Source organism: Streptomyces sp. NPDC048196 (assembly GCF_040652715.1).
GTDB classification, from domain to species: domain Bacteria; phylum Actinomycetota; class Actinomycetes; order Streptomycetales; family Streptomycetaceae; genus Streptomyces; species Streptomyces siderophoricus.
In genome coordinates, this window is the sequence record NZ_JBEZMM010000001.1 from 579037 (window position 1) to 600191 (window position 21155).

Below are 21155 nucleotides of genomic sequence, written 5' to 3' on the forward strand. Positions count from 1 at the left end.
ACCTCGCCGCATCCTCATCTGGGCGCGGCGTTGACCAATGAGGCAGGAGCTAGCGACGCAAGGCTTCCGCGCCTGCGTACTGGGCACTGCCGCCCAACTGCTCCTCGATGCGGATGAGTTGGTTGTACTTGGCGGTGCGGTCGGAGCGGGACAGTGATCCGGTCTTGATCTGGCCGCAGCCCGTGGCCACCGCCAGGTCCGCGATCGTGGTGTCCTCCGTCTCTCCCGAGCGGTGCGACATGACGACGGTGTAGCCCGCCCGGTGGGCGGCGTTGACGGTGGCCAGGGACTCCGTCAGGGTGCCGATCTGATTGACCTTCACCAGGACCGAGTTGGCGACGCCGGAGCCGATGCCCTCGCGCAGGAGGGTCTCGTTCGTGCAGAACACGTCGTCACCGGTGAGCTGGCAGCGCGCACCGACCCGTGCGGTGAGGTCCCGCCACCCCGTCAAGTCATCCTCGGCCATCGGGTCCTCGATCGACACGATGGGGTAGGCGTCGATCAACTTGACCAGGTAGTCGGCGTGTTCGGCGGGGGTGCGCCGTACTCCTTCGCCGGTGTAGTCGTAGACGCCTTCACGGAAGAACTCGGACGACGCCGGGTCCATGACCAGGCCGATGTCCGTGCCCGGCCGGTAACCCGTGCGCTCGACGGCGGTCACCACGAAGTCGAGGGCCTCTTCGGCGGTGCGCAGGGCGGGCGCGAAGCCGCCCTCGTCGCCGACGCCGGTGGAGTGCCCGGCGGCGAGGAGGTCGCGGCGCAGGGTGTGGAAGATCTCGGACCCCATCCGCACGGCCTCGGCGAAGGTCTCCGCGCCGATCGGGGCAATCATGAACTCCTGGAAGTCCAGGGGATTGTCGGCGTGCGCGCCCCCGTTGACGATGTTCATCATCGGTACGGGCAGCAGCCGGGCGTCGGAGCCGCCGAGGTAGCGGTAGAGCGGCAGGCGGTGGGCGGCGGCCGCGGCCTTGGCGGTGGCCAGGGAGACCCCGAGGATCGCGTTGGCGCCGAGCCTGGACTTGGTGGGGGTGCCGTCCGTGGCGACGAGGACGGCGTCGAGGCCGGCCTGGTCCTCGGCCTCGCGACCGGTGACGGCGGCTGCGAGCTCGGTGTTGACGTGGCGTACGGCTTGGTCGACGCCCTTGCCGTGCCAGCGGGCCGGGTCGCCGTCGCGGAGTTCGACGGCCTCGCGGGCGCCGGTCGAAGCGCCGGAGGGGACCGCGGCCCGGCCGATGGATCCGTCCGCCAGTTCCACGTCCACTTCGACGGTGGGGTTGCCCCTGCTGTCGAGGACGCGGCGGCCGGTGACGGAGGTGATGGCGGTCATGGGAGCCCTTCCCGTTGTCGCATGCGTGCCGGGTTCGGCCGCGGCGACGGTGGCGCTGGACCCGGCGCAGAAGACTCTACAGCAATGCTGTGCAGTTGTGCTGTTTAGTTTGGCTGTGCAGTTCTGCTGTTCAGGCCTGCTGCGCAGTTCGGCTGTGCAGCAGTGCTGCGTTAAAATTCGATATGCCCATTCCGGAATCCGCCGCCGTCGCGGCCGAACTGCGCACCGCGATGGGAAAGCTCACGCGGCGCGTGAAGCTCGAAGATCAGATGCCGCACGGTCAGGTGGCCGTCCTCGGTGCGCTGGACCGCAGCGGCGCGATGACGACCAGCGAACTGGCGGCGGATCAGCGGGTGCGCCCGCAGTCCATGGCCCGAGCCGTGGGACTGCTCATGGAGCAGGGGCTGATCACGCGCCGGGCGCATCCGACCGACGGTCGCAAGAGCCTGGTCGAGCTCTCGTCTGCAGGGCAGGCGCTGCTGGAGGAGGAGCGGGGGCGCCGGGCGGATTGGCTCGCGCGGGCGATCGAGGCGGAATTGACGGGGGAGGAGCGGGAGTTGCTGGCGCGGGGGATCGGGCTGGTGGAGCGACTCGCGGCGCACTAGGTGTGCTGCGCCGGGACGTTGGTGACAGGCGACGACGCGCCTTGAGCGGTCCTTGAATCTTGAATGAGATGAGGGCCTTCTGGTGTCGGGTTGTTCCGCCGTCACCCAAGGGCTTGCGCTGGGAGGGGGAAGTCCGCATCGCCCGCAGGGCGGTACTCCAGCAGAAGGCTCTCCCCGTCGCTGGACACGCGGCGAAAGCCCGCCTTCTCCCAGGCGCGTACAGCCCGGACGTTCGTCGCGGCGGGATCGACCGTCACCCGCTCCCACCTGAGAGTTCCGCACACATGGCTCACGAGGGCACGAGCCGCGTCCGGTCCCCAACCGCGGCCCCGCGCCCAGGAGACCAGCACCATGTCGAGACCGCCTTCCACAGCGCCCGCGTACCAGTACTGCGCATAGCCCACCGGCACTCCCTGGGCGAGCACCAGGAATGACTCGACCTCCGGCCGGCGGCGCCCCACATACTTGGCGGCCACTTCCTCACGCGATAACGGAACCCGGCCCCAGTGCTCCACGAAGTCGGGATCGGCGAACCAACCCGCCAGCAGGTCCACGTCCCCCTCGGACGTGGGAACGAGGCGCGTCATCGTCCCTCTGATGGCAGGTCCCATAGGCATCAGCTTTCCCTCGGTGGATGCCGTCCAACTCCTCACGCCCGTGTTAGCCGGGCGTTAGCGGAGCGGCAGCCCGGCGATAGTGGCCCCGATCAGAGTGGGTGACGTACCGAGGAGACCACGACACCGACCGCCCGGGGGACCCCACATGAGCTCCACCACCACTGTCCGCACCGCTCGCCGCCGCACCCTGCGCATTGCCGCCGCGGCCCTGACCGCGGCCGCCGGCCTCACCCTGACCGCCTGCTCCGGCTCGGACGCCGACGGCGCGAAGGCCGCGAGCCGCTCGGACTCGGGCATGGCGGCCGCCGAGTCCAGCGGCGCGGGCTCCTCCGCCGGAGCGCAGGGTTCCGACGCGCAGACGGGCCCTGGCGCCAAGGCCGACGGCAAGGCGGGAGCCGCGGCGGGCAAGCAGTCGGACAAGCAGTCGGGCCGCGCGCACGCCTCCGGCGGCGGCGGGGCGGCGGGCTCGGGCGTTCAGCGCTGCCACACCTCCGGCCTCAAGGCGGTCTTCGCAACGGGCGAGGACGCGACCCCGGACCCGAACGCGGGCGGCGCGACGACCACCAGCATCGTGCTGACCAACAAGGGCAGCCGCACCTGCGTGATCGGCGGCTTCCCGGGCGTGGACCTCAAGTCTCAGAAGGGCGGCCAGAGTTGGTCGTTGGCCCGTTCCTCGGCCAAGCACGGCTCGATCACCCTGAAGCCCGGAGACAGCACCGACTTCACGATCAACCTCGGCATGGCCGGCAAGAACGAGGAGCACCCCTGGATGCCCGCCTTCGCGTCCGTCACCCCGCCGAACGAGACCACCTCGCTGACCCTGAAGTGGCCCTGGGGCCCGCTCGTCGACCAGACCGGCGCCACCCACCCGGCCACCTTCGTCAACCCCATCGGCTGACCGCCCTCGGCGCTGCCCTGCCTGGACGTTCTGGACGTTCGGACAGGGCAGCGGAAGGGGACGATCCCTCAGTGCGTGACTCCCCAGCAACCCGGCACCGTGCGATGCGCTGCCGGGCAGGCGGCTGACGGAGGCCCGGCGGGCCGCTGCGAGCCGGGCCGGAGTAGGGGCTGCGGGTTGCTGCTCGTTCGGTCAGGGTGGGGTCCGGTCATCGATGTGCCGTGCGATGCCCCCGGTTCCGAAGCGGAACCGGGGGCATCGTTCGTCACCTGCGGAGAGTTCAGCGCGCTCCCGGGGCGCTTTGACCGGACGTCGCCGCGAGGTGGCGTCCCTGGTCGCTCATTGGTTGCCGTATGCCCGCAGGAAGGTGTCCACGGCCGCGTCCGCCAGTTCGCGCAGCTCGGCCGGGGGGACTCGGCGGGTAAATGCACGCACGCCTGCGCGTAGCCGCGCCGCGCGGCAAGCTCATGGCGCTGCACGAGCAGAAGACCACGAAGTACCCGGAATGGGCCGCTCAGCTCGAACCGCTCGTGCACATGCAGGTCGCGTAGAGCGGCTACCTGCGGCACTCCACGCAGTCACCCAAGCAGGCACCCACGCAGGCACCCCGGGACGGCAGCCGGCGGGTTTTCTCGCTCGCTGGAGGGGCACACGCCATGTCAGTCCCCGGCTGGCCACCCCCGTCCAGCCGGGGACTTCGCTCCTTCGACGGCTCTTCTACCGAGCGCCGGGGCGGGGTCGAGGGACCGGCCGGTGAGCCAACCGGAAGCGTTGGCCGACGGAGGTCTCGGGACCCTCGACGCCTGCGGATCAGGCCGTGGCGATGCGCCGGCTTCCGGCTGGGCGGGGGCCGGCGAGGATACGGGCCAGCATGCGTGGGTCGGCCAGGGCCAGGGGTCCCGCGGTCATGTGGAACAGGCTGGAGAAGCTTGTGTACACCTTCGGATCGTGGGGGACTGTGTCGATCAGGCGGTTCATGAACCAGTTGCCGGCCTTGACCGGCCAGGTGGGCCGCGACTGTTCCCAGGCACGGTCAGGGATGGTTGCCATCAGCCATGACCAGGCAGTGAGGCGGGCCAGCCGTCTGGAAGTCCCGCCCGTCGAGCGGCATGCGGCTGCCCCGGCTGCGGAGCATCTGCGCCAGGAGGCGGGCTTCGAGGGCAGCGACGGTCATGCCCTGACCGTAGGCGGGGTTGAAGGCGCACACCGCGTCCCCCAGGGCGATCAACCCGTCGGGCCAGCGGGCCATGCGGTGGTAGGCGATCTGTCGGTTGACCGTACGGGCGTAGCGGCGCACGGCGGAGGTGGGGGTGAGGGAGGCGATGGTGTCGGCGATGGGGCCGCGCAGGCTGTTGGCGAAGGTGAGGAAGTCATCGTCGTCGTACGGGAGTTGGGTCCCGCCGGCTCCGTGCAGGGTGACGTGGAGTGTGTCGTTCTCGATCTGGATCGCGTAGCAGCCCTTGTGGAAGTCGGGGGCCCGCAGGGGTTGCAGCACGCCCATCCAAGAGGGCCGGGACTGTCCGTCCGGGCAGGCGTAGGTACGTGAGGCGTAGCCGACCTGTGCATCGACGGTCAGCGTACGGGGAGTGGGCAGGCCCAAGGCGGCCAGCCATTGCGGCAGGTGGGAGGAACGGCCCGAGGCGTCCACCACGAGGTCCGCGACGATCGCGTCCTCGCCGTCGCTGTCCTTGACGTGCACCCCGCTGACCTTGCCCGGACCGGCCGTGCGCAGGCCGGTCACGGTCAGCCCGTCCCGTAAGGTGACGGGCTCCAACGCCCTCACACGCCGGCGCAGAACGTGTTCCAGGAGAGGGCGGGAGAAGGTCTGGATCGGCATGCCCATCGGAGTGGGCGGCGGGGTGCCATGGGGCAATACGGCACACAGCCCTTCGCCCCAGTCCCACACCGGCGCACCGGCCTGTCCCAACTCGGCGCGCAGGCCTGGGAAATATCCCTCGAACACCTCGGCACCCATGGCCAGGAGGCCGTGGACATGCCGCCCCTGCGGAACCCCGGCCCTGGGCGTGGACGCACTCGGGAGCGTGTCGCGTTCGATGACGGTGACAGCCTCGAAGCTGTCGGCCAGGACACGGGCGGCTGCAAGCCCCGCCAGGCCTGCCCCAATTACCACCGCGTGCCGGAAATCCGTACTCATAGGCCTGCTGCTCCCTCCCTGCCGCGGGCCGAGCCCACCGCTCCGGGGCCCTACCTGCCCCGATCGACACATGGGTATGCCACGGGGAGCTAGATGTTGAACACGTTGCGTAACAGGGCGCGATGAACGACCTCGGGTGGCGGCAACGGCGCGATCAAACGCCCACGCGGCGTCAGAAGTCTTCCCGTCCCTCACAAGCAGACCGACGATCCGGCGATCGGAAAGCGACCTGACCGCCGCCGTCCGGGGCGGACGCCCGGGCCCTGCGGCGGAAGGCGGCCCGGTAGACGCTCGGGCGGTGGCCGGTGTGGCGGGCGAAGAGGGCGGCGAAGGTGCCGGGGTCCTGGTAGCCGACGGCCGCGGCGACGGCGGCGACGGTGCGGTCGGTGGTCTCCAGAAGGTGGCGGGCGCGACGGACCCGGGAGGCCTGCAGGTGGGCCAGCGGGCTGCGTCCGGTCTCTTCGGCGAAGCGGCGCAGCAGCGTACGGGTGCTGACCCGGAAGGCGTCCGCGAGCGCGGCGAGGTCGTACCGTTCCGCGAGGTTCTGGTCGAGCCGCCGCATGACCTGCTGGGAGAACTCCCGGCCGGGCTGGGGGAGGAGCCGCGGGTCGACGTACGGGGTCTGGGAGTTCCGCGCGTCGTCGACGAGCGCCAACCGTGCGGTGGTGCGGGCCACCCGGGCACCGTTGTGCCGGCGGATCAGATCCAGCGCGAAGTCGTACATGGCGCTGAAGGCGGCCGTGGTCGTCACTCCCGTGTCGGTGACGACCAGGTGCTCGGGCCGCACGTCGGCGTCCGGGCAGCGCCTGGCCAGTTCGCCGGCGTGCAGCCAGGAGGTGGTGGCCCGGCGCCGGTCGAGGAGCCCGGCCTCGGCGAGCAGGAACGCGCCGACGCAGAGGGAGATGACGGCGGTGCCGGCAGCTGCCTGCGCGCGGATCGCCGCGATCTCGGGGGCGAGCCGGGCGAGCCGCGCGTCGAGGTCCGTGTCCGGGCGCAGTTCGCAGCCCGGCACCACGAGGACGTCGACCTCGCGCAAGGGGCACACGTCCAGGCTCGCGCCGCCCGAGGCGGTGACCCGGCGGCGGGGCGAGACGACCGACACCCGGTAGCCGGGCGCGTCCGGTCCGGCGACATGCCCGGCCATGGTCAACAGGTCGGGGACACCGAACACTTCGGACGCGAAGCAGTCCGGGTACGCCAGGATTCCGACCCGCAGCGCACCCGCTCCCGCGCCCGGCCCCGCACCGTCCTCCACCTGCCGCGCCGCCTCCGCCATCGCTCCCGCACCCCCTGGCGTCCCCGATCCCGTGCCCGTTCCCGTCCCCGTGTCTCCGCGTCCCCGTGCCCGGATCGCCGACACGCGTACCGCCGGCCTCCCTCGCGTGTGGCGAGATTACCCCTGGCCTTGGCGATCTGGCCCCTCACCCGGCGACCGGCCCTCGGACGAGGCTGGCCCCATGAGCGACGACGACGATCCGATCACCGACTTCACCCGCCGGAGCGTGGCCGTGGAGGGGGTGGAGAAGACGGTGTACGTGGCCGGGGCCGGGCCCGCGGTCGTGGTGCTGCCCGAGATGCCGGGCATCAGCCCCGACGTCCTGCGGCTCGCGCGCTGGGTGCGGGACGCCGGCTTCACCGTCCATGTGCCCTCCCTGTTCGGGACGGACGGCGCCTTCCCCACGGTCGAGGGCGGCCGGGAGGTCGTCCGCCGCGCCTGTGTCAGCGCGGAGTTCCGCGCCTTCGCCGGGGGCGGCACCAGCCCGGTGACCCTCTGGCTGCGCGGCCTGGCACGCCAGGCCCACGCCGCGTGCGGTGGGCCGGGAGTGGGCGCGATCGGCCTGTGCTTCACCGGCAACTTCGCCCTCACCATGGCCCTGGAGCCGGCGGTGATCGCCCCGGTGGTCAACCACCCGTCGCTGCCGCTCGACGACCCCGGCGGACTCGAACTCGACCCGGCGGACGCGCGCGCGGTGCGCGACCGGCTCGACCGCGACGGACTCACCGTCCTCGCCTACCGCTTCGAGGGCGACCGGTGGTGCACGGGGCAGCGCTTCGCCGCCTACCGCGCGCTGCTCGGCGACGCCTTCGACGGGCGCGTCCTCCCGGACAGCGCCGCCAACCCGGCCCCGCCGCCCTTCTTCGCCGACCTGGTCGGCACCCCGCACAGCGTCGTCACCGCCCATCTCGTCGACGAGGCCGGCCACCCCACGGTCCGGGCCCGCGACGAGATCCTCGCCTTCCTCACCGACCGCCTGCACCCGCACGGGAACCGACCGCTCCCCGCCACCTGACCGGGCAACTGGTCCGCCGGCCACCACCACCTCGCCGCCCTCACCCTCGCCGGCACGCCCATCGGCGCGGCCAATGGTCGACAAGGTGGCCCCTCGGGCGTGTCCGATGGGTGGTCGCATGACGTTCCGGCCGGTTGGTGCTCCATGATTGCGCGGGTGGGCCCGTCCGGATCCCGCAGGGGATCCGGACGGGCCAGCCGTTACCCAGGCGGTATCAATTCCACGGGTCGGTGAACGACCGGCCGGGCACCGGCTTGGCGATGAGTGCGACGGCGATGAAGAAATTGACCTGGCCGATCGCGAACATCAGGGTGGCGAGCGCCTTGGCCTCGTAGTGTTCCGCTGCCTGGGCATACAGCTCGTCGGAGACCCGCTCACCGTGCGCGGACGGCTGAAGCACGGCTTCCACAAGGGCCAGTGCGGCACGCTCGGCACCGGTGAAGTACGGCGAGTCCTGCCAGGAGGCCACCGACGTGATGCGCTCCTCCGACTCTCCGGCCTTGCGCAGGAAGCCCGTGTGCAGAACCGTCAGGTAAGTGCTGCCGACGATCTGGCCTGCCCGCAGCTGGACCAGACTGATCGTGGAGCGCGGTACCGAACCGTTGCCCGTGAGCTTGAACAGCGCCGCCGACACCGTTGCCAGCTCGGGTACGAGCTCCGCAGGGTCCTCGGTCATCCGCGGAACCATCGGGATCTCCGCCGTGATCGAACGCGTTTCCATCACCGTCTCCTAAGGGCTTTCGTGTTGCTGTCACTGCCCTGACGGATCGCGGCAGAGAAATGTGACCGAGGGAGACCTCCTGCTTCTATTTCACTGAGTGCCAGCTGTGCGCGATGTCGTCGGCGCTGCGGCGTGGTGTCGTGCCCAGGACGGAAGCCAGGCCGGCTCGGGGACCGGTGTCAGGGTTGCGAAGTGGTTGATGATCGCCCGGAGCCCCGGGTGCGGATTCGTTCTGGGGAACATCAGGGAGAGCGGATAGGCGAGCGTCGGGTTCGCGATCGGGATGCGGCGCAGGTCGTAATTGGTCGGCCAGATGTACCGGTCGCGCGCGCTGACGAGGGTGGCCACGTCGGCGGAGTCCGCGAGGGCGTCGAGGAGTACCTCGTTACCGAAGTTCGGGCCTGCCGCGTCGATGCGGAGGTCGAATGCGGTGGCGAGCTGGTCGTAGAACTCGCCCCATTCGCTTCGGGGTGCGATGCCCGGCACCCAGATCCGGAGCTTGCGCAGCTGGGCCGGTGCCAGTGTGCGTGCGGAGGCGAGCGGATGTCTGGGGCCGACCAGGAGTTCCAGTGGGCAGTCGAAGGCGCGGATCATTTGCACCTCGCGCGGCAGCGTGGCCGGATCGGTGACGGTGCGGAACGAGGCGTCGAGATCGCCTGCCTGGACGGCGGCGGCCACCTCGTGCGGGTCGTTGACCCTGACGGTCACCACGTCGAGGTCGGTTTCGGGATGCGACCGCCAGTAATCGTGCAGCAGGACGGCCTGCGCGGTCCGAAAGCCGAGAACGTCGATCCGAAGGGCCCGCGAGCCCGGTCTGACCGCGGTGACGGCGCGATCGACACCCGCGACGATACTCCGTGCGTGCGAGAGGAACGCCTGGCCGTCCAGGGTCAGTTGGACCCCTCGGGCGGTACGGGTGAACAGCCGGACCTCCAGCTCGCGCTCCAGGGTGGCGATCCGCTTCGAGATCGCTTGTTGGGTCACGCCCAGCTCGTCGGCCGCGTGCTGCAGCTGTCCGAGCTCGGCCGCCCGGACGAACGATCGCACTGCCTCGGTATCCATGGATCCAGCCTATGCCCACCCAACCGATCGTTGTGGCTCGACGGAAGGTGGTTGTTTGATCCTGCTCCTCCATAGCAGATGTGATGCAGGGGCCCAAACATCGGTTGTAGCGGAGGAGTGATGTGCGCGTGAAATGGGGGTCCGGTTTCGGCTGGCTGTGGTCGGCGTACGCGGTCAGCACGTACGGCACATGGATAGCCTTCGGAGCGTTCCCGCTCATCGCGGTTCGAGTGCTGCACTCGCCGGCATTCGCGGTGTCGCTCCTGGAGGCGGCCGGGCTTGCCGTCGCGGCGGTCGTCGCGTTCCCGCTCGGGCCGTGGGTCGAGCACCGGGCCAAGCGTCCGGTGATGATCGCGATGGACCTGGCCCGGTTCCTCGCGATGGCAAGTGTCCCGATCGCGTACTTCCTCGGATTGCTGTCCTACGTCCACTTGCTGGTCGTCTCGGTCATCTCGGGCACCGCAAGCATCGCCTTCACCGCCGCATCCGGCGCGTACCTGAAGTACCTCGTCCGCAGCGAGCACCTCCTTGCCGCGAACGGGAGATTCGAGGGCACGAGCTGGGTGGCGACCGCGGCCGGCCCGCCCCTCGGCGGCGCGCTCGTCGGGCTGCTCGGCCCGGTCGTCACGGTCCTGGCCGACGCCCTCAGCTATCTGCTGTCCGCGCTCGCGGTCCTGCGCATCCGCGGCGGCGACGTCGCGGCACCCCGCGACCCGGCCGCCGGGTTGCGCGCAGCCGACCTTCTCGGCGGCTGGCGGATCATCCTCCGCGACCGCGCACTATGCCGCCTGTTCATCAATTCGATCCTGGTCAGCGGCCTCATCATGGCCACCGTTCCGCTCCTGGCCGTGCTCCTGCTGGGCGAATACCACTTCCCGGCCTGGCAGTACGGTCTTGCCTTCGGCATCCCGGCACTCGGCGGCTTCGTCGGCGCCCGCCTCTCCGCACGCCTCGTGAAGCGTTACGGCCGGCACCGGGTCCTGACCGCCTCCGGCTGGCTGCGATCGCTCTTCCCGCTCGGTCTCGCGTTCATCCGTCCCGGCCTCCCCGGCCTCCTCACCGTGATCATCGTCGAGGGCCTGCTGATCACCTGCATGGGCATCTTCAACCCGATCTACGCCACGGAACGTCTGCAACGGACTCCAGCGGACCACGCCGCCCGAGTCCTCAGCACATGGAGTGTCAGCAGCAAACTCGTACAGGCCGCTCTCATGGCGATCTGGGGCATCCTCGCCACACTCACCAGCCCCCTCGCCGCGATCACCCTCTCCGGCGTGCTCCTGCTCGCCACCCCGCTCTTGCTCCCCAAACGGACACACTTCTCCGCCCCCGAACCCGCTGTGTCGGCCGAAGAGGTCCCGGCCGCATGACTCCCCACAAATCACCCAAATTCACCGGAACTCGCCGCAACTCACCACATCTCACTGCAACTCATCGCAAGGCCCCGCTCGCCCCGCGGCGGGTCGAGTGCGGCCCAGCAGGGGCCGCGTCCCGCCCTTCTATCTCTTACCTGCGTTGTTCCTAGAATGGCCGGGTGGAGGACATCGACGCGATCGCGGCGCTGCAGGATCCGGTTCGGCGCCGTCTGTACGAGTACGTGGTGGCACAGGGGCGTGAGGTCGGCCGCAACGAGGCCGCCGAGGCAGCCGGGGTGGCGCGCACGCTCGCCGCGCACCACCTGGACAGGCTGACCGAGGCCGGACTGCTGGAGAGCGGCAGCCGCCGGCTGACGGGCCGCTCGGGGCCGGGAGCGGGCCGCCCCGCCAAGGTGTACACCCGGGCGCGGGCCGAACGGGCGGTGTCACTGCCCGCCCGCGACTACCGCACCGCCGCCGAACTGCTCGCCGAGGCCGCCGAGCAGGCCGGGCTCGACGCCGGGCTCTGCGCGGCCGCGCGCCGCCGGGGCGAGGCGCTGCGCGGCTCGGCGGCGCCCTGCAGCGACCTCGAAGAGGCCATGGCGATGCTGGCCGCCCGCGGCTACGAACCGCACCTGGAAAGCGTTGCCGGCATCCCGGACGCCGAAGGCGCCAAGGAGGCGACCGGAGAAGCCGCGGCGGTCGTGCGGATGCGCAACTGCCCCTTCCATGCCGTCGCGGAGCGCTTTCCGCCACTCGTCTGCGGCATGAATCTCGCGCTGCTGGAGGGGCTGCTCGGCGCGGACGGTCCGGTCCGCGCCCGCATGGACGCCCGGCCGGGGGAGTGCTGCGTGGTGGTCAAGAGCTCTAAAAACAATATTGATTGACATAGAAAGGGGCCAGTGCTGGGATGTGGCCATGACTGCATCCGTGCATGCCGCCCGCCTTGCCCAACTCAACGTCGCCACGCTGCTGTACCCCCTCGACGACCCGCGCATGGCCCCGTTCGTCGAGATGCTCGACCCGGTCCACACCGCCGCCGACGGCGCGCCCGGCTTCGTGTGGCGGCTCGTGGAGGAAGGCGCGGCCGACGCCACCGCCCTGCGCCCGGCGGGCGAGAACGTCATCATCAACCTGACGGTCTGGGAGACCCCGGAGGCGCTCTGGGAGTTCACCTACCGCAGCGGGCACCTGGAGGCGATGCGGCGGCGCCGCGAGTGGTTCGAACGGCACGTCGAGGCCCACCTGGTGCTCTGGTGGGTGCCCGCCGGCCACCTCCCGACCGTCGACGAGGCCCTGGAACGGCTGGCGGACCTGCGGGCCAACGGGCCGTCCCCGAACGCGTTCACCTTCACCTCCTCCTACACCGCCGTCGAGGCCGCCCAGCACCTTCGGGCCGTGCCGCAGGGACGGCCCTAGGCACTGCCTGGCAGGACCTCCCAGGTGCGCCCGGTGAAGTCCCCATGCCTGTGAGCGGCCCCGGAGTTGCCCGGGGCCGCCCTGGGGTGTCTTCCCCCCTGTCAGCGGATCAGGTGCACGGTGAGGTGCGTTTCCGTGTCACTGACGTTGTCGCCGTGGACGGTGCCGTGCGCTGTGCGGTAGCGCCCCGTACCGCCGGTGATGGCGAGGTCGATGTTGCCGGGACCGGCAGCGGTGACGGTGAACCGGCCCTGAATGGTGAGCTGTCCCAAGGGGAGGGCGAGATCGCCCGCGCACTGCAGGTCGAACTCGTCGGCGGGGGCGGTGCGGGTCAGCGTGCAGATCTCGCTGTAGGTGCCGACCGTGGCGCTGCCGCGCAGGAGATTCCCGCTGATGACGAATTCATCTCCCTGGCTGGGCCCGGACGACCCGTCCACATCGATGAAACTGCCCTGCGTTTGCTGCGCGGTCAACTGGAACACTTCCTCTCTCGGAGGATAGTGGCCGCCGCTGGTCCCGCTCGCGGCCGACGCCGGGTGCGGGCAGAGAAGAAGGGCCGCGAATCCGGTGGCCGCAACCAGGGTGATGCGCTTGAAGCTGAAGTGACGCACGATTTCTCCTGTGGGACTGGAAGGAAAATGCATCTGGCTAGGTGCTTGAAGGTGTCCTGAGGGTTTTTCATGCCGGAACCGGTACGGGGCGCGGTCGGTATGGCTTAGCGGTCAAGGGCCCATGTCGGGCCGTCCAGCGCCCGGCCGACCGGGATCTCGCCGTTCGGGTCCGGCTGCGTGTCCGCCCGGACGGCGGGCGCGGGTGGGTCAGATGCCGGGGCCGGAAACGTAGGTGAACGCGCCGGCGGGAGTACCGCCGGGAGTGGTGACGGTGACGTCGAAGGTGCCCTCGGTGGCGCTGGGCGGGGACGTGGCGGTCACGGTGGTGTCGGAGATGACCGCGAAGGGCGCCGGACTGCCGTGAAAGGTGACCTGTTCGGTGTGGCTGAGGCCGGTGCCGGTGATCGTCACCTCGGTGCCGCCGCTGGTCGGTCCCGTGCTGGGGCTGACGTTTGTGACGGTGGACTGGTCGACGTAGGTGTAGGTCAGGCCGTCGGCGCTCCCGCCGCTGGTGAGCACGGTGACGGCGACGCCACCCGGGGCCGGGGCGCGGGCGGCCCTGACGGTGACCTGGGTGTCGGAGACGCGTTGGATGACGGCTCGGGTGGTGCCGAAGTACACGTCGATCGCTCCGGCGAGGTTGCGGCCGGTGAGGACGATCTCCTGGTCGCTGCCCGAGACCGGGCCGGCGTCGGGGCTGATGCCGGTGAGGGCAGGTACCGGCGTGTAGTAGAAGGAGCCGAGGGTGCCGGTGCCGCCCGGGGTGGTGACCGTCACGGGTACGGCACCGGAGCCGGCGGGGGCGGTGACGGTCACCGATGTCGCCGTGTTGGCGGTGATGACGGCCTTGGCGGTGCCGAAGCGTACGGCGGTGGCGTTGGCCAGGTGATGACCGGTCAGGGTCACGCTGGTTCCGCCCGACGTGGGCCCCTGGTCGGGGATCACGGTCGTCATCATGACCCCGACGGTGCTGCTATTGGCGTTGCCCACATAGGCGCGTGTCCCGTCGGGGAAGACGGCGATGCCGGTGGGGCCGTCGCCCGCGCTGATGTTCTCGACGACGGTGCGGGTGGCGGTGTCGATCACACTCACCGTGTCCGGTTCGGAATTGCCCACGTACAGATGGGCGCCGTCGGGGCTCAGCGCCGGGAAACGCGGCTGGGCGCTGACGCCGATGGTGTCGGTGACGGTGTTCGTGGCGGTGTCGATCACACTCACCGAGGAGCTGCCGGCGTTCGTGACGTAGACGCGGGCCCCGTCGGAGCTGACCGTCAGCAGGATGGGGACGTCGCCGGCGATGATCGTGTCGGTGACGGTGTTCGTGGTGGTATCGATCGCGCTGACGGAACCCGAGAAGCTCGCCACATAGGCGCGGGTCCCGTTCGGAGTGATCGCCACACCGGTCGCCCCGGCCCCGACCGTGATGGTGTCGGTCACGGTGTTGGTGGCGGTGTCGATCACACTCACCGTGTCAGTGGTCTGCCGCGTCACATAGACGCGCGTCCCGTCCGGGGTGACCGCCGCCATGGTCGCTCCGGCGCCTACGGGGATGTCCGTGACGAGGGTGTCCGAGGCGAGGTCGAACACGCTGACCAGACCGTCGTCGAAGACGGTCACGTAGCCCCGGGTGCCGTCGGGACTGATCGCCATGTCGGCGGGACCCGCCCCCGTGGCGATGGTGTCGATCACGGTGTTGGTGGCGGTGTCGATCACACTCACCGTGTTCGAGCCCCGGTTGGCCACGTACACGCGGGCCGCGTCCGGGGCGAGGGTAATTCCCTGCGGGGTGTTTCCCACGGGAATGACAGCACCTGCAGCAAATGCGGCATTCAACGTCGAGCCGGGTGTCCGGGAAGGCTCCGGAGATCGTAAAGCCAAGGCGAACATGACACTCCCCAAAACAGACGGGATGATCTTTATCCCGCACCTGGAAATGTCTGCTCCGCCGCATGGGCAAACAGCGAGCAGTCAACCGGCCATGAATCGGGCCGGCGAATACACACGCAAACGGAGAATAGCGTCCCCGGGAAAGCATTTAAAGGTCGCGGGATATTTCTGATAATCGTCCTAAGGCGCGGGGTGGGAGATCCGGCCGTGATCGACGTGGCCTGACGGGCGACGTGCGGCCGGAGAGGCGGGCGGCGCGGTCGGCTGGGGTGTGGTCGCTGATCCCGAAGAGAACTTGCCTGCCAGGCCGTTGCGTTCGGGGCCGTCGTCTGTCGAGGATGGCCCCGATCACCCGGGTGACGGTAGGAGTGCTGTGGCTGGCGCAGGAGCGGCCGAGCTACTGCTCGGCGGCACAGTCGTGTTGGCTGCTTCGGTGCAGTGGCTCACCGGCATGGGCTTCGCGCTCATCGCGGTCCCCGTGCTTGTTCTGTTGCTCGGGCCGACGCAGGGAGTGGTGCTCGCGAATTGCGCGGCCGGAGTCATCAGCACCGGCGGACTCGCCACGGGGTGGCGACGGGTACGGATCGGCGCCATGGTTCCCTTGGTCATCGCTGCCGCGTGCACGGTGCCTGCGGGCTCATGGGCGGCCGCCCGGCTTCCCGAACCGGTACTGCTGGCCGGCATCGGAACGCTGGTGACGCTTGCCGTGGCTCTCGTGATGGGAGGCGCGCGCATACCGGCTCTGACCGGAACGCGGGGCGCCGTGACCGCGGGAGCCATAGGTGGCTTCATGAACTCCGCCGCCGGCGTCGGCGGGCCACCGTACTCGCTGTACGCCGTGAATGCGGGATGGTCGATCCGTGAATTCGTGCCGAATGCACAGTTCTACGGAATCGCGGTGAACGTCTTCTCGGTGGCCGTCAACGGTGTCCCACGGCTGAGTGGGTCGGCCTGGTCGGTGGCCGTGGCCGCCATGGTGGCGGGCGCCCTCATCGGCCGGGCGCTTGCCCCGAGGGTCCGGGAGCGGGGGGTGCGTCGGCTCATCTTTGCCTTGGCCCTGGCCGGTGGGTTCTCCGTGCTGATCAAAGGGCTCTGGGAGATGGCATGACGCTCACTGATGTCGGCCTTCGCGGCGGTTGGGGTGACGGACCGGGTCCGGCAGGCTTGGTGTGCCGGACCCGGCAGTGTCAGCCATTCATGGCCGCCCAGAACTCCTCGAAGGACATCTGGCGGTCGCCGTTGGTGTCGAGCGAGTCGATCAGCTCCTGCGCCTGCGCCTCGGTGATCTCCGAGCCCTCCAACTCCGCGACGACCTTGCGGTATTCGTCGGCGGTGACCTGGCCGTCCCCGTCGACGTCGTAGCGCTCGAAGACCTTGCGCGCCGCCGTCTCCACGATGTCTGCCATGTGCTCCGCCCTCCTGTGATCTTCACTGACGGGGCCACACTATCCGTCCACCCGGAGCAACACGGAGGCGCCCGACCTGCCCAGCTGTCGCGGGTCGGAAACTTGTCGCCGTTCATGACGAACCACCCACGGCGCCGGATGTGTCCGGCCGATCACGGGCCGGCGGGTTCCCGACTCGTCAGGAATCAGGAAAGGCGTTCAGCCGGAGAGGGGCGCTCTCTCAGTGCGTTCGTTCGTCGTCGGTCGCGGCGTCGAGCCTGCGGCGGATGTGCGCAGTCGTGGGGTTCGTGGGGCCGAGGGCCGTCTCGGCCGTCTCCAGGGCCTGCCGCTGCAGGTTCAGGCCTTCTTGCCGTTGGTGCAGGGAGAGCAGGGTCTGGGCGAGGTTGTGCAGGCGTACCGCCAGCTCCGCGTGGTTGACGCTCTGGGCCTTCGTGGTGAGGGCCACCGCTCGTCGAGCGTGCGGAAGCGCCTCTTCGTATCTGCCGAGTCGGTGCAGCGAGTACACGAGATTGCTGGCGTAATTGGCGCAGGCGGGATGATCCGGGCCGTGGGCCTTTTCGGCTGCTCTCAGTGCTTGCGTCTTCAGGCGGTAGGCGTCTTCGTGTCGGCCGAGTTCGTCGTAGGTCGTGGCCAGGTTGTTGGCGAAGACGGGGAGTTCGGGGTGCTCGGGTTCCATGGTGGCCGTGGCGATGTCCATCGCCCGCTGTCCGTCTTCCAGAGCCTTCTGAAGTTGTCCGGTACGCCGCAGGCTCTGGGAGAGGTTGCACAGCCGTAGCGCGGTGTCGGGGTTGTCCTCGCCCAGCACGGCAAGGGTGATGTCCAGCGCTTCCCTGTCCAGGGCCAGCGCCTGTTCGTATTCGCCCTTGGCCGTGCGCAGGAGGGACAGATTGCCCAGGCGGACGGCGGTGTCGAGGTGACTGGACCCGTATGCCTTCTGCGTGATGCGCAAGGCGTCCTCCGCGTAGCCCAGGGCCTCGTCGTAATGCCCGATGGCTCGGAGGGTCGTGGCGAGGTTGCTCATCCGCAGTGCGGTGTCGGGGTGGTCGTCGCCGAGGGTGGTTCGGGTGATCTCCAGGGCCCGCCGTTCGAGTTCCAGGGCCTGTGGGTAGTGCCCGAGGGAGGTGTGGACGGCGGCGAGGTTGCCGAGGCGGATGGCGGTGTCGGGGTGGTCGTCGCCGAGGGTGGTCCGGGTGATCTCCAGGGCCCGTTGTCCGAGTTCGAGGGCCTGTGGGTAGTGCCCGAGGGAGGTGTGGACGACGGCGAGGTTGTCCAGGCGGGAGGCGGTCTCGGGGTGGTCCTCGCCCAGCGCGTCACGGACGATGTGCAAGGCCGTCTCGGAGGGGGCGAGAGCCTCTTTGTGGCGGCCCAGATGAGTCAGCACGTGTCCCAGATTGCCGAGTGGGGCCGCCGTGCTCAGCTGCCGCTCTCCGTGGATCTCCTGATTGACCTGCAACGTCTCCCGGAGCATGGGCTCGGCCTCTGCATACTTGCCGGCCTCGCTCAGAGTCACCGCGAGGTTGTTCATGTGGGTCAGGGTGCCGGGGTGCCTGGTGCCGTGGAGACGCTGGGAGAGTTCCAGGGCACGCCGGCGCAGATCCAGCGCGAGGGTGAGGTGACCGCGGGCGTGCAGGTACGTTCCCGTTCGTCCCATCAGATTGGCCAGTTCGGGGAGCGGTTCGAGACCGTCCCGGTGGGCGACGACGGCTTCCACGTGAGGCAGAAACCGCTTCCAGAGCGGCCAGTCGGTGACGTCACCCGAGGTCGTCTCGGCGGGCGCCGCGTCGTCCAGCAGAGCGACCGCAAGCGCGCTGGCGTCACCTGCCTTGGCCGGGTCAGGAGAAGGCCGGCGGCCGCCCGCTTCGGCGCGCAGGACCGCCTGGAGCAGCCGGTGCACGGTGACCTCGTCAGCGGTCAGGGTGACCAGGCTGTAGGCGGCGAGCACGCCCAGAGCCTCCGCCACATCCAGGCGTGAGGGCAGGGCACCGTCGAGCACGGTCCGGGGCAGCGGGGTGGGCGCGCAGTACGCGAGAACGCGCAGCAGCAGCACCGCGTCGGGGTGGCTGAGCCGGAGCGTGAGGAGTGTCACCGACCACAGGAGGGCGATGGTCTTCTGCTGCGCGTCGTCCACGGGCGGCTTGGGCAGCACCCCGGCCAGGCCCGTGCGCAACTCGGTGAGGTACTCGCCGGGATCCACCGCGGTCTGCGCCATGTAGGCACCGGCCTGCCTGAGTGCCAGCGGAAGGTCACCCAGTTCCACGGCCAACTCGGTCAGCGCAGCGACCGCTGCCTCGTCGGTGCGGCCGGTGAGCTCCTTGAGCAGGGCCACCGACTGCTCGGGGTCAAAAGGACCGAGGTCCAGGAATTGGCTGCCCCGCTCCCAGGCCAGGGTGTGCCGGGTGGTGACCAGCACCTGACCTGACGTCAATCTGCCGAGCCACGGCCGGATATGAGCGCTGTCCGCTACGTTGTCGAAGACCAGCACCCAGCCGGTCCGGGCCTCCAGCCAGTGCGCCGCCCACGCGGCCGCCTCGGAGACCGGCAAGGTCTGCCCGATGCCCCGGTCCAGCTCACCGGCCAGCCCGGCCAGGCCGGCCTCGATCGCGTCGGGGCCGATCGCGTCGATCCACCACACGGGGTTCTGGCCGGCCACCTTTCGCTGCCACGCGTGGTGGAGGGCCAGCGTGGTCTTTCCGGCCCCGCCCATCCCGCGCACGGTGATCGGCGGCAGTCCCGTGCCGGTCGAGGGAAACGCCTTCAGGCGGCCCAGCTCCGTCTCACGCCCGACGAACGGCTCCGGCCTGAGGGCACGCAAGTTGCTGACGGGGACGGTGAGATCGGGCTTCCGTGCGGTGGTGGCTCTGGCGGAGGCCGTGCTCGACCACAGCACGTACAGGTCGTCCTCGATGAATTCACCACTGAAGCCCAGCGCCCCCGCGATGGCCGCGACCGTGTCCCAGGACGGCGGCGGATGGCCCTCGTTGAGCGCGTTGCTGACCGTGGTCCTGCCCAGCTTCGCCTTCCTTGCCAGGGTGCTGGTGGTCAAGCCCTCGCGGCGGGTACCCATGCGGGCCTTCAGAATCTGTCGCAGACGGCCCAGCGCCTGCGCACCGTCGTCGGCCGCCGCCCCAACATCCGCCATTCCGCGTCGCCCCCCAGCCACCGTACGGATCTGTTCATCTTCGTACGGCTGCACCCTGCTGCACACGCGATTGGGCAAAGTCGCCGCATCGGCCCCCGGTACAAGCAGTCGAAGAGGAGCCTGCCGTGCCCATTTCCGTCGTGGTGGCGGTCACTGTTCTCGCCGTCTCCGTCGCCGTGATCATCGCCGTGCTCGCGGCCGTGACCGCCGGCTTCCTCGCCCGCAGGGAGGGCGCATCCCCGGCAGCGGCCGTGAGCCGGGCGGGGATGGCCTTCGCGGCGACCCTGTCGCTGCTGGCGCTCCTGACGACCACCGTCAGCGACCTCCTCGGATGACCGCCGTCGTCATCGGCACGCAGCACCGGGACCGGTCATCCCCGCGCCGCCGCGCGTCCGGACGGTGCTGGACCGTCCAGCGCGCGGGGCGTCGCTACGGATTGACCCGGCCGGCTTTTTCGCTATGACCGGTAGCGGTAGCGGATCCGGCCGCGGGTGAGGTCATAGGGACTGAGCTCCACGAGCACCCGGTCGTAGGGGAGTATCTTGATGTAGTTCTTGCGGATCTTTCCGCTGATGTGGGCGAGCACCGTGTGCCCGTTCTGGAGCTCCACCTTGAAGGTGGCATTGCGCAGGCACTCGACGACGGTGCCTTCGACTTCTACGCCCCCTGCTGTTTTCGTCATGGTCTCTCACTTCTCTCTTCTGTGGCGTTGTGAAACAAGTGCGGTGCGGTGTGGCGGGTTAATGTCGTACGAGCTCCAGAGTGCCGGCCGCGCGCCGGGCACCGATGCTCTCGAACAGGGCGGTGGCCGCCGCGTTGGACTCGTCCACCTCGGCCCATGCCGAAGTGGTCCCGGTGCGGTGCATGGAACCCAACGTGTGGGCCAGCAACGCCCGGGCGATCCCGCGACGGTGGCTGTCGGTGCGGACGGCGATCAGGCCGATCCGTGGCTGCCGGGGCAGCGGCGCCACCCGGACCAGTCCCACGTACCGGTCCAAGTGCCGCGCCACCGCGTACTTCGACGGGTCGACCACTGTGGTCCCCGCCGGGCGGGGGAGCACCTCGGCCGGCATGGTCTGCCATCCGACGGCGGCCTCGATCTCGTCGCGGACGATGCGGTCCAGGGCACGCAGCGGGCCCTCCTCCGCCTTGCCGGCGGGCACGATCGTCACGCCGGACGGGGGCTGCACCGACCCGAGCCCGGTGACCTCCGGGGCGGTGGGCACGCGGTAGCCCCACTCGCGACGTGCGGCGGCGAAGCCGGCCCGCTCCCAGGCGGACCGCGAGTCGTGATCGGCCTCGTCGACGACGGCGTACAGCGGTGACGGCAGGTCCGCCAGCATTGCGTCGGCGATGCGGTCGAAGACCGCGCCGTGCCATGCGTCGATGCTGATGAAGAGCCGGCCGTCGGGTCGGCGGGAAGCGTCGCCGCGGCCGACCTCCCGGTCGTCCTCCACGGCCAGCCACTGCATGTCCGAAGCCCGCGTGACCACGACAGCGTGGTTGCCCGGGCCCGAAGGGGAATGCGCAAGGTTCATAGGTGTTGCCTCTCAGGAGTGCCTTGTCTGAGGCGCTCCCGGCGACACCTACGTCAATCGCCCACCGTGACGAAAAGGGGGAGCACCCACACGGATACAGCCTTCATGGGTCTCACCTCCTCGC

General features: G+C 70.0%; 22 protein-coding genes. 9 read left to right on the forward strand and 13 right to left on the reverse strand.

What is annotated here, in order from left to right; all coding sequences use genetic code 11:
- Nucleotides 1-49: 49 nt before the first annotated feature.
- Complete coding sequence (gene eno, locus AB0E02_RS02735; RefSeq protein WP_362135191.1) at nucleotides 50-1327, reverse strand: phosphopyruvate hydratase; 1278 nt, start codon at nucleotides 1325-1327, stop codon at nucleotides 50-52.
- Nucleotides 1328-1509: 182 nt separating this feature from the next.
- Here eno and AB0E02_RS02740 point away from each other — a divergent pair, with 182 nt between their 5' ends.
- Entirely contained in the window at nucleotides 1510-1932 is a 423-nt protein-coding gene (locus tag AB0E02_RS02740; RefSeq protein ID WP_030410160.1) for a MarR family transcriptional regulator, read from the forward strand.
- 101 nt (nucleotides 1933-2033) lie between these two features.
- Here AB0E02_RS02740 and AB0E02_RS02745 read toward each other — a convergent pair whose 3' ends face one another.
- A complete protein-coding gene (locus tag AB0E02_RS02745; RefSeq protein ID WP_362135194.1) occupies nucleotides 2034-2549 on the reverse strand; it encodes a GNAT family N-acetyltransferase in 516 nt (171 codons plus the stop codon).
- Nucleotides 2550-2694: 145 nt separating this feature from the next.
- Between AB0E02_RS02745 and AB0E02_RS02750 the strand changes: the two genes are divergently transcribed.
- Nucleotides 2695-3447 (forward strand): DUF4232 domain-containing protein, encoded by a 753-nt coding sequence (locus AB0E02_RS02750; RefSeq protein WP_362135196.1) that lies wholly within the window; start codon nucleotides 2695-2697, stop codon nucleotides 3445-3447.
- 425 nt (nucleotides 3448-3872) lie between these two features.
- Nucleotides 3873-3998, forward strand: coding sequence for a hypothetical protein (locus tag AB0E02_RS02755; RefSeq protein WP_362135198.1), 126 nt, complete (start codon nucleotides 3873-3875; stop codon nucleotides 3996-3998).
- 259 nt (nucleotides 3999-4257) lie between these two features.
- Here AB0E02_RS02755 and AB0E02_RS02760 read toward each other — a convergent pair whose 3' ends face one another.
- The 3 genes from AB0E02_RS02760 to AB0E02_RS02770 all read right to left on the reverse strand — a co-directional run bounded on the left by AB0E02_RS02760 (nucleotide 4258) and on the right by AB0E02_RS02770 (nucleotide 6878).
- Nucleotides 4258-4497 (reverse strand): hypothetical protein, encoded by a 240-nt coding sequence (locus AB0E02_RS02760; RefSeq protein WP_362135200.1) that lies wholly within the window; start codon nucleotides 4495-4497, stop codon nucleotides 4258-4260.
- Nucleotides 4481-5602 (reverse strand): FAD-dependent oxidoreductase, encoded by a 1122-nt coding sequence (locus AB0E02_RS02765; RefSeq protein WP_362135203.1) that lies wholly within the window; start codon nucleotides 5600-5602, stop codon nucleotides 4481-4483. Before AB0E02_RS02765 ends, AB0E02_RS02760 begins: the two co-directional genes overlap by 17 nt.
- Before the next feature lie 172 nt (nucleotides 5603-5774).
- Nucleotides 5775-6878 carry a helix-turn-helix domain-containing protein gene (locus tag AB0E02_RS02770; RefSeq protein ID WP_362135205.1) on the reverse strand — a complete coding sequence of 368 codons (1104 nt, stop codon included), beginning with the start codon at nucleotides 6876-6878 and terminating at the stop codon, nucleotides 5775-5777.
- A gap of 181 nt (nucleotides 6879-7059) precedes the next feature.
- On the opposite strand from AB0E02_RS02770, the gene AB0E02_RS02775 reads away from it, so the two are divergent.
- Nucleotides 7060-7893, forward strand: a complete 834-nt coding sequence (locus AB0E02_RS02775; RefSeq protein ID WP_362135207.1) for a dienelactone hydrolase family protein — start codon at nucleotides 7060-7062, stop codon at nucleotides 7891-7893.
- A gap of 214 nt (nucleotides 7894-8107) precedes the next feature.
- On the opposite strand, the gene AB0E02_RS02780 is transcribed toward AB0E02_RS02775, so the two are convergent.
- Nucleotides 8108-8614 (reverse strand): carboxymuconolactone decarboxylase family protein, encoded by a 507-nt coding sequence (locus tag AB0E02_RS02780; RefSeq protein WP_362135209.1) that lies wholly within the window; start codon nucleotides 8612-8614, stop codon nucleotides 8108-8110.
- A gap of 90 nt (nucleotides 8615-8704) precedes the next feature.
- Nucleotides 8705-9676, reverse strand: coding sequence for a LysR family transcriptional regulator (locus AB0E02_RS02785; RefSeq protein WP_362135211.1), 972 nt, complete (start codon nucleotides 9674-9676; stop codon nucleotides 8705-8707).
- A gap of 122 nt (nucleotides 9677-9798) precedes the next feature.
- Here AB0E02_RS02785 and AB0E02_RS02790 point away from each other — a divergent pair, with 122 nt between their 5' ends.
- The 3 genes from AB0E02_RS02790 (at nucleotide 9799) to AB0E02_RS02800 (ending at nucleotide 12450) form a co-directional block, all read left to right on the forward strand.
- Nucleotides 9799-11046 (forward strand): MFS transporter, encoded by a 1248-nt coding sequence (locus AB0E02_RS02790; protein ID WP_362135212.1) that lies wholly within the window; start codon nucleotides 9799-9801, stop codon nucleotides 11044-11046.
- 164 nt (nucleotides 11047-11210) lie between these two features.
- On the forward strand, nucleotides 11211-11918 hold the full coding sequence (locus AB0E02_RS02795; RefSeq protein ID WP_362135214.1) for a helix-turn-helix domain-containing protein: 708 nt from the start codon (nucleotides 11211-11213) through the stop codon (nucleotides 11916-11918).
- A 31-nt stretch (nucleotides 11919-11949) separates the two neighbouring features.
- On the forward strand, nucleotides 11950-12450 hold the full coding sequence (locus AB0E02_RS02800) for a DUF3291 domain-containing protein (protein WP_362135216.1): 501 nt from the start codon (nucleotides 11950-11952) through the stop codon (nucleotides 12448-12450).
- A gap of 101 nt (nucleotides 12451-12551) precedes the next feature.
- Here AB0E02_RS02800 and AB0E02_RS02805 read toward each other — a convergent pair whose 3' ends face one another.
- Together AB0E02_RS02805 and AB0E02_RS02810 are read right to left on the reverse strand one after the other, a co-directional pair.
- Complete coding sequence (locus AB0E02_RS02805; protein ID WP_362135218.1) at nucleotides 12552-13094, reverse strand: hypothetical protein; 543 nt, start codon at nucleotides 13092-13094, stop codon at nucleotides 12552-12554.
- Between the two features lie 174 nt (nucleotides 13095-13268).
- Nucleotides 13269-14858: an IPT/TIG domain-containing protein gene (locus AB0E02_RS02810; protein WP_362135220.1), complete on the reverse strand. Its 1590-nt coding sequence runs from the start codon at nucleotides 14856-14858 to the stop codon at nucleotides 13269-13271.
- A 463-nt stretch (nucleotides 14859-15321) separates the two neighbouring features.
- Between AB0E02_RS02810 and AB0E02_RS02815 the strand changes: the two genes are divergently transcribed.
- A complete protein-coding gene (locus tag AB0E02_RS02815) occupies nucleotides 15322-16056 on the forward strand; it encodes a sulfite exporter TauE/SafE family protein (protein WP_362135222.1) in 735 nt (244 codons plus the stop codon).
- A 79-nt stretch (nucleotides 16057-16135) separates the two neighbouring features.
- On the opposite strand, the gene AB0E02_RS02820 is transcribed toward AB0E02_RS02815, so the two are convergent.
- Together AB0E02_RS02820 and AB0E02_RS02825 are read right to left on the reverse strand one after the other, a co-directional pair.
- Entirely contained in the window at nucleotides 16136-16354 is a 219-nt protein-coding gene (locus tag AB0E02_RS02820; RefSeq protein WP_201808806.1) for an EF-hand domain-containing protein, read from the reverse strand.
- A gap of 220 nt (nucleotides 16355-16574) precedes the next feature.
- Nucleotides 16575-19493: a tetratricopeptide repeat protein gene (locus AB0E02_RS02825; protein ID WP_362135224.1), complete on the reverse strand. Its 2919-nt coding sequence runs from the start codon at nucleotides 19491-19493 to the stop codon at nucleotides 16575-16577.
- Nucleotides 19494-19618: 125 nt separating this feature from the next.
- Between AB0E02_RS02825 and AB0E02_RS02830 the strand changes: the two genes are divergently transcribed.
- Nucleotides 19619-19828, forward strand: coding sequence for a hypothetical protein (locus AB0E02_RS02830; RefSeq protein WP_030796604.1), 210 nt, complete (start codon nucleotides 19619-19621; stop codon nucleotides 19826-19828).
- Between the two features lie 122 nt (nucleotides 19829-19950).
- Here the strand turns inward: AB0E02_RS02830 and infA are convergent, their stop codons facing one another.
- Nucleotides 19951-20175 (reverse strand): translation initiation factor IF-1, encoded by a 225-nt coding sequence (gene infA, locus AB0E02_RS02835; RefSeq protein ID WP_030410176.1) that lies wholly within the window; start codon nucleotides 20173-20175, stop codon nucleotides 19951-19953.
- A 58-nt stretch (nucleotides 20176-20233) separates the two neighbouring features.
- Nucleotides 20234-21031, reverse strand: a complete 798-nt coding sequence (locus tag AB0E02_RS02840) for a GNAT family N-acetyltransferase (RefSeq protein WP_362135227.1) — start codon at nucleotides 21029-21031, stop codon at nucleotides 20234-20236.
- Between the last annotated feature and the right edge of the window lie 124 nt (nucleotides 21032-21155).

Coding starts and splice junctions, on each gene's coding strand:
- AB0E02_RS02785 (WP_362135211.1), bottom strand. CDS start 9,676: ATGGATACCGAGGCAGTGCGATCGTTCGTCCGGGCGGCCGAGCTCGGA.
- AB0E02_RS02780 (WP_362135209.1), bottom strand. CDS start 8,614: ATGGAAACGCGTTCGATCACGGCGGAGATCCCGATGGTTCCGCGGATG.
- AB0E02_RS02745 (WP_362135194.1), bottom strand. CDS start 2,549: ATGCCTATGGGACCTGCCATCAGAGGGACGATGACGCGCCTCGTTCCC.
- AB0E02_RS02775 (WP_362135207.1), top strand. CDS start 7,060: ATGAGCGACGACGACGATCCGATCACCGACTTCACCCGCCGGAGCGTG.
- AB0E02_RS02740 (WP_030410160.1), top strand. CDS start 1,510: ATGCCCATTCCGGAATCCGCCGCCGTCGCGGCCGAACTGCGCACCGCG.
- AB0E02_RS02820 (WP_201808806.1), bottom strand. CDS start 16,354: ATGGCAGACATCGTGGAGACGGCGGCGCGCAAGGTCTTCGAGCGCTAC.
- AB0E02_RS02755 (WP_362135198.1), top strand. CDS start 3,873: ATGCACGCACGCCTGCGCGTAGCCGCGCCGCGCGGCAAGCTCATGGCG.
- AB0E02_RS02840 (WP_362135227.1), bottom strand. CDS start 21,031: ATGAACCTTGCGCATTCCCCTTCGGGCCCGGGCAACCACGCTGTCGTG.
- AB0E02_RS02760 (WP_362135200.1), bottom strand. CDS start 4,497: ATGGCAACCATCCCTGACCGTGCCTGGGAACAGTCGCGGCCCACCTGG.
- infA (WP_030410176.1), bottom strand. CDS start 20,175: ATGACGAAAACAGCAGGGGGCGTAGAAGTCGAAGGCACCGTCGTCGAG.
- AB0E02_RS02800 (WP_362135216.1), top strand. CDS start 11,950: ATGACTGCATCCGTGCATGCCGCCCGCCTTGCCCAACTCAACGTCGCC.
- AB0E02_RS02765 (WP_362135203.1), bottom strand. CDS start 5,602: ATGAGTACGGATTTCCGGCACGCGGTGGTAATTGGGGCAGGCCTGGCG.
- AB0E02_RS02770 (WP_362135205.1), bottom strand. CDS start 6,878: ATGGCGGAGGCGGCGCGGCAGGTGGAGGACGGTGCGGGGCCGGGCGCG.
- eno (WP_362135191.1), bottom strand. CDS start 1,327: ATGACCGCCATCACCTCCGTCACCGGCCGCCGCGTCCTCGACAGCAGG.
- AB0E02_RS02825 (WP_362135224.1), bottom strand. CDS start 19,493: ATGGCGGATGTTGGGGCGGCGGCCGACGACGGTGCGCAGGCGCTGGGC.
- AB0E02_RS02805 (WP_362135218.1), bottom strand. CDS start 13,094: ATGCATTTTCCTTCCAGTCCCACAGGAGAAATCGTGCGTCACTTCAGC.
- AB0E02_RS02750 (WP_362135196.1), top strand. CDS start 2,695: ATGAGCTCCACCACCACTGTCCGCACCGCTCGCCGCCGCACCCTGCGC.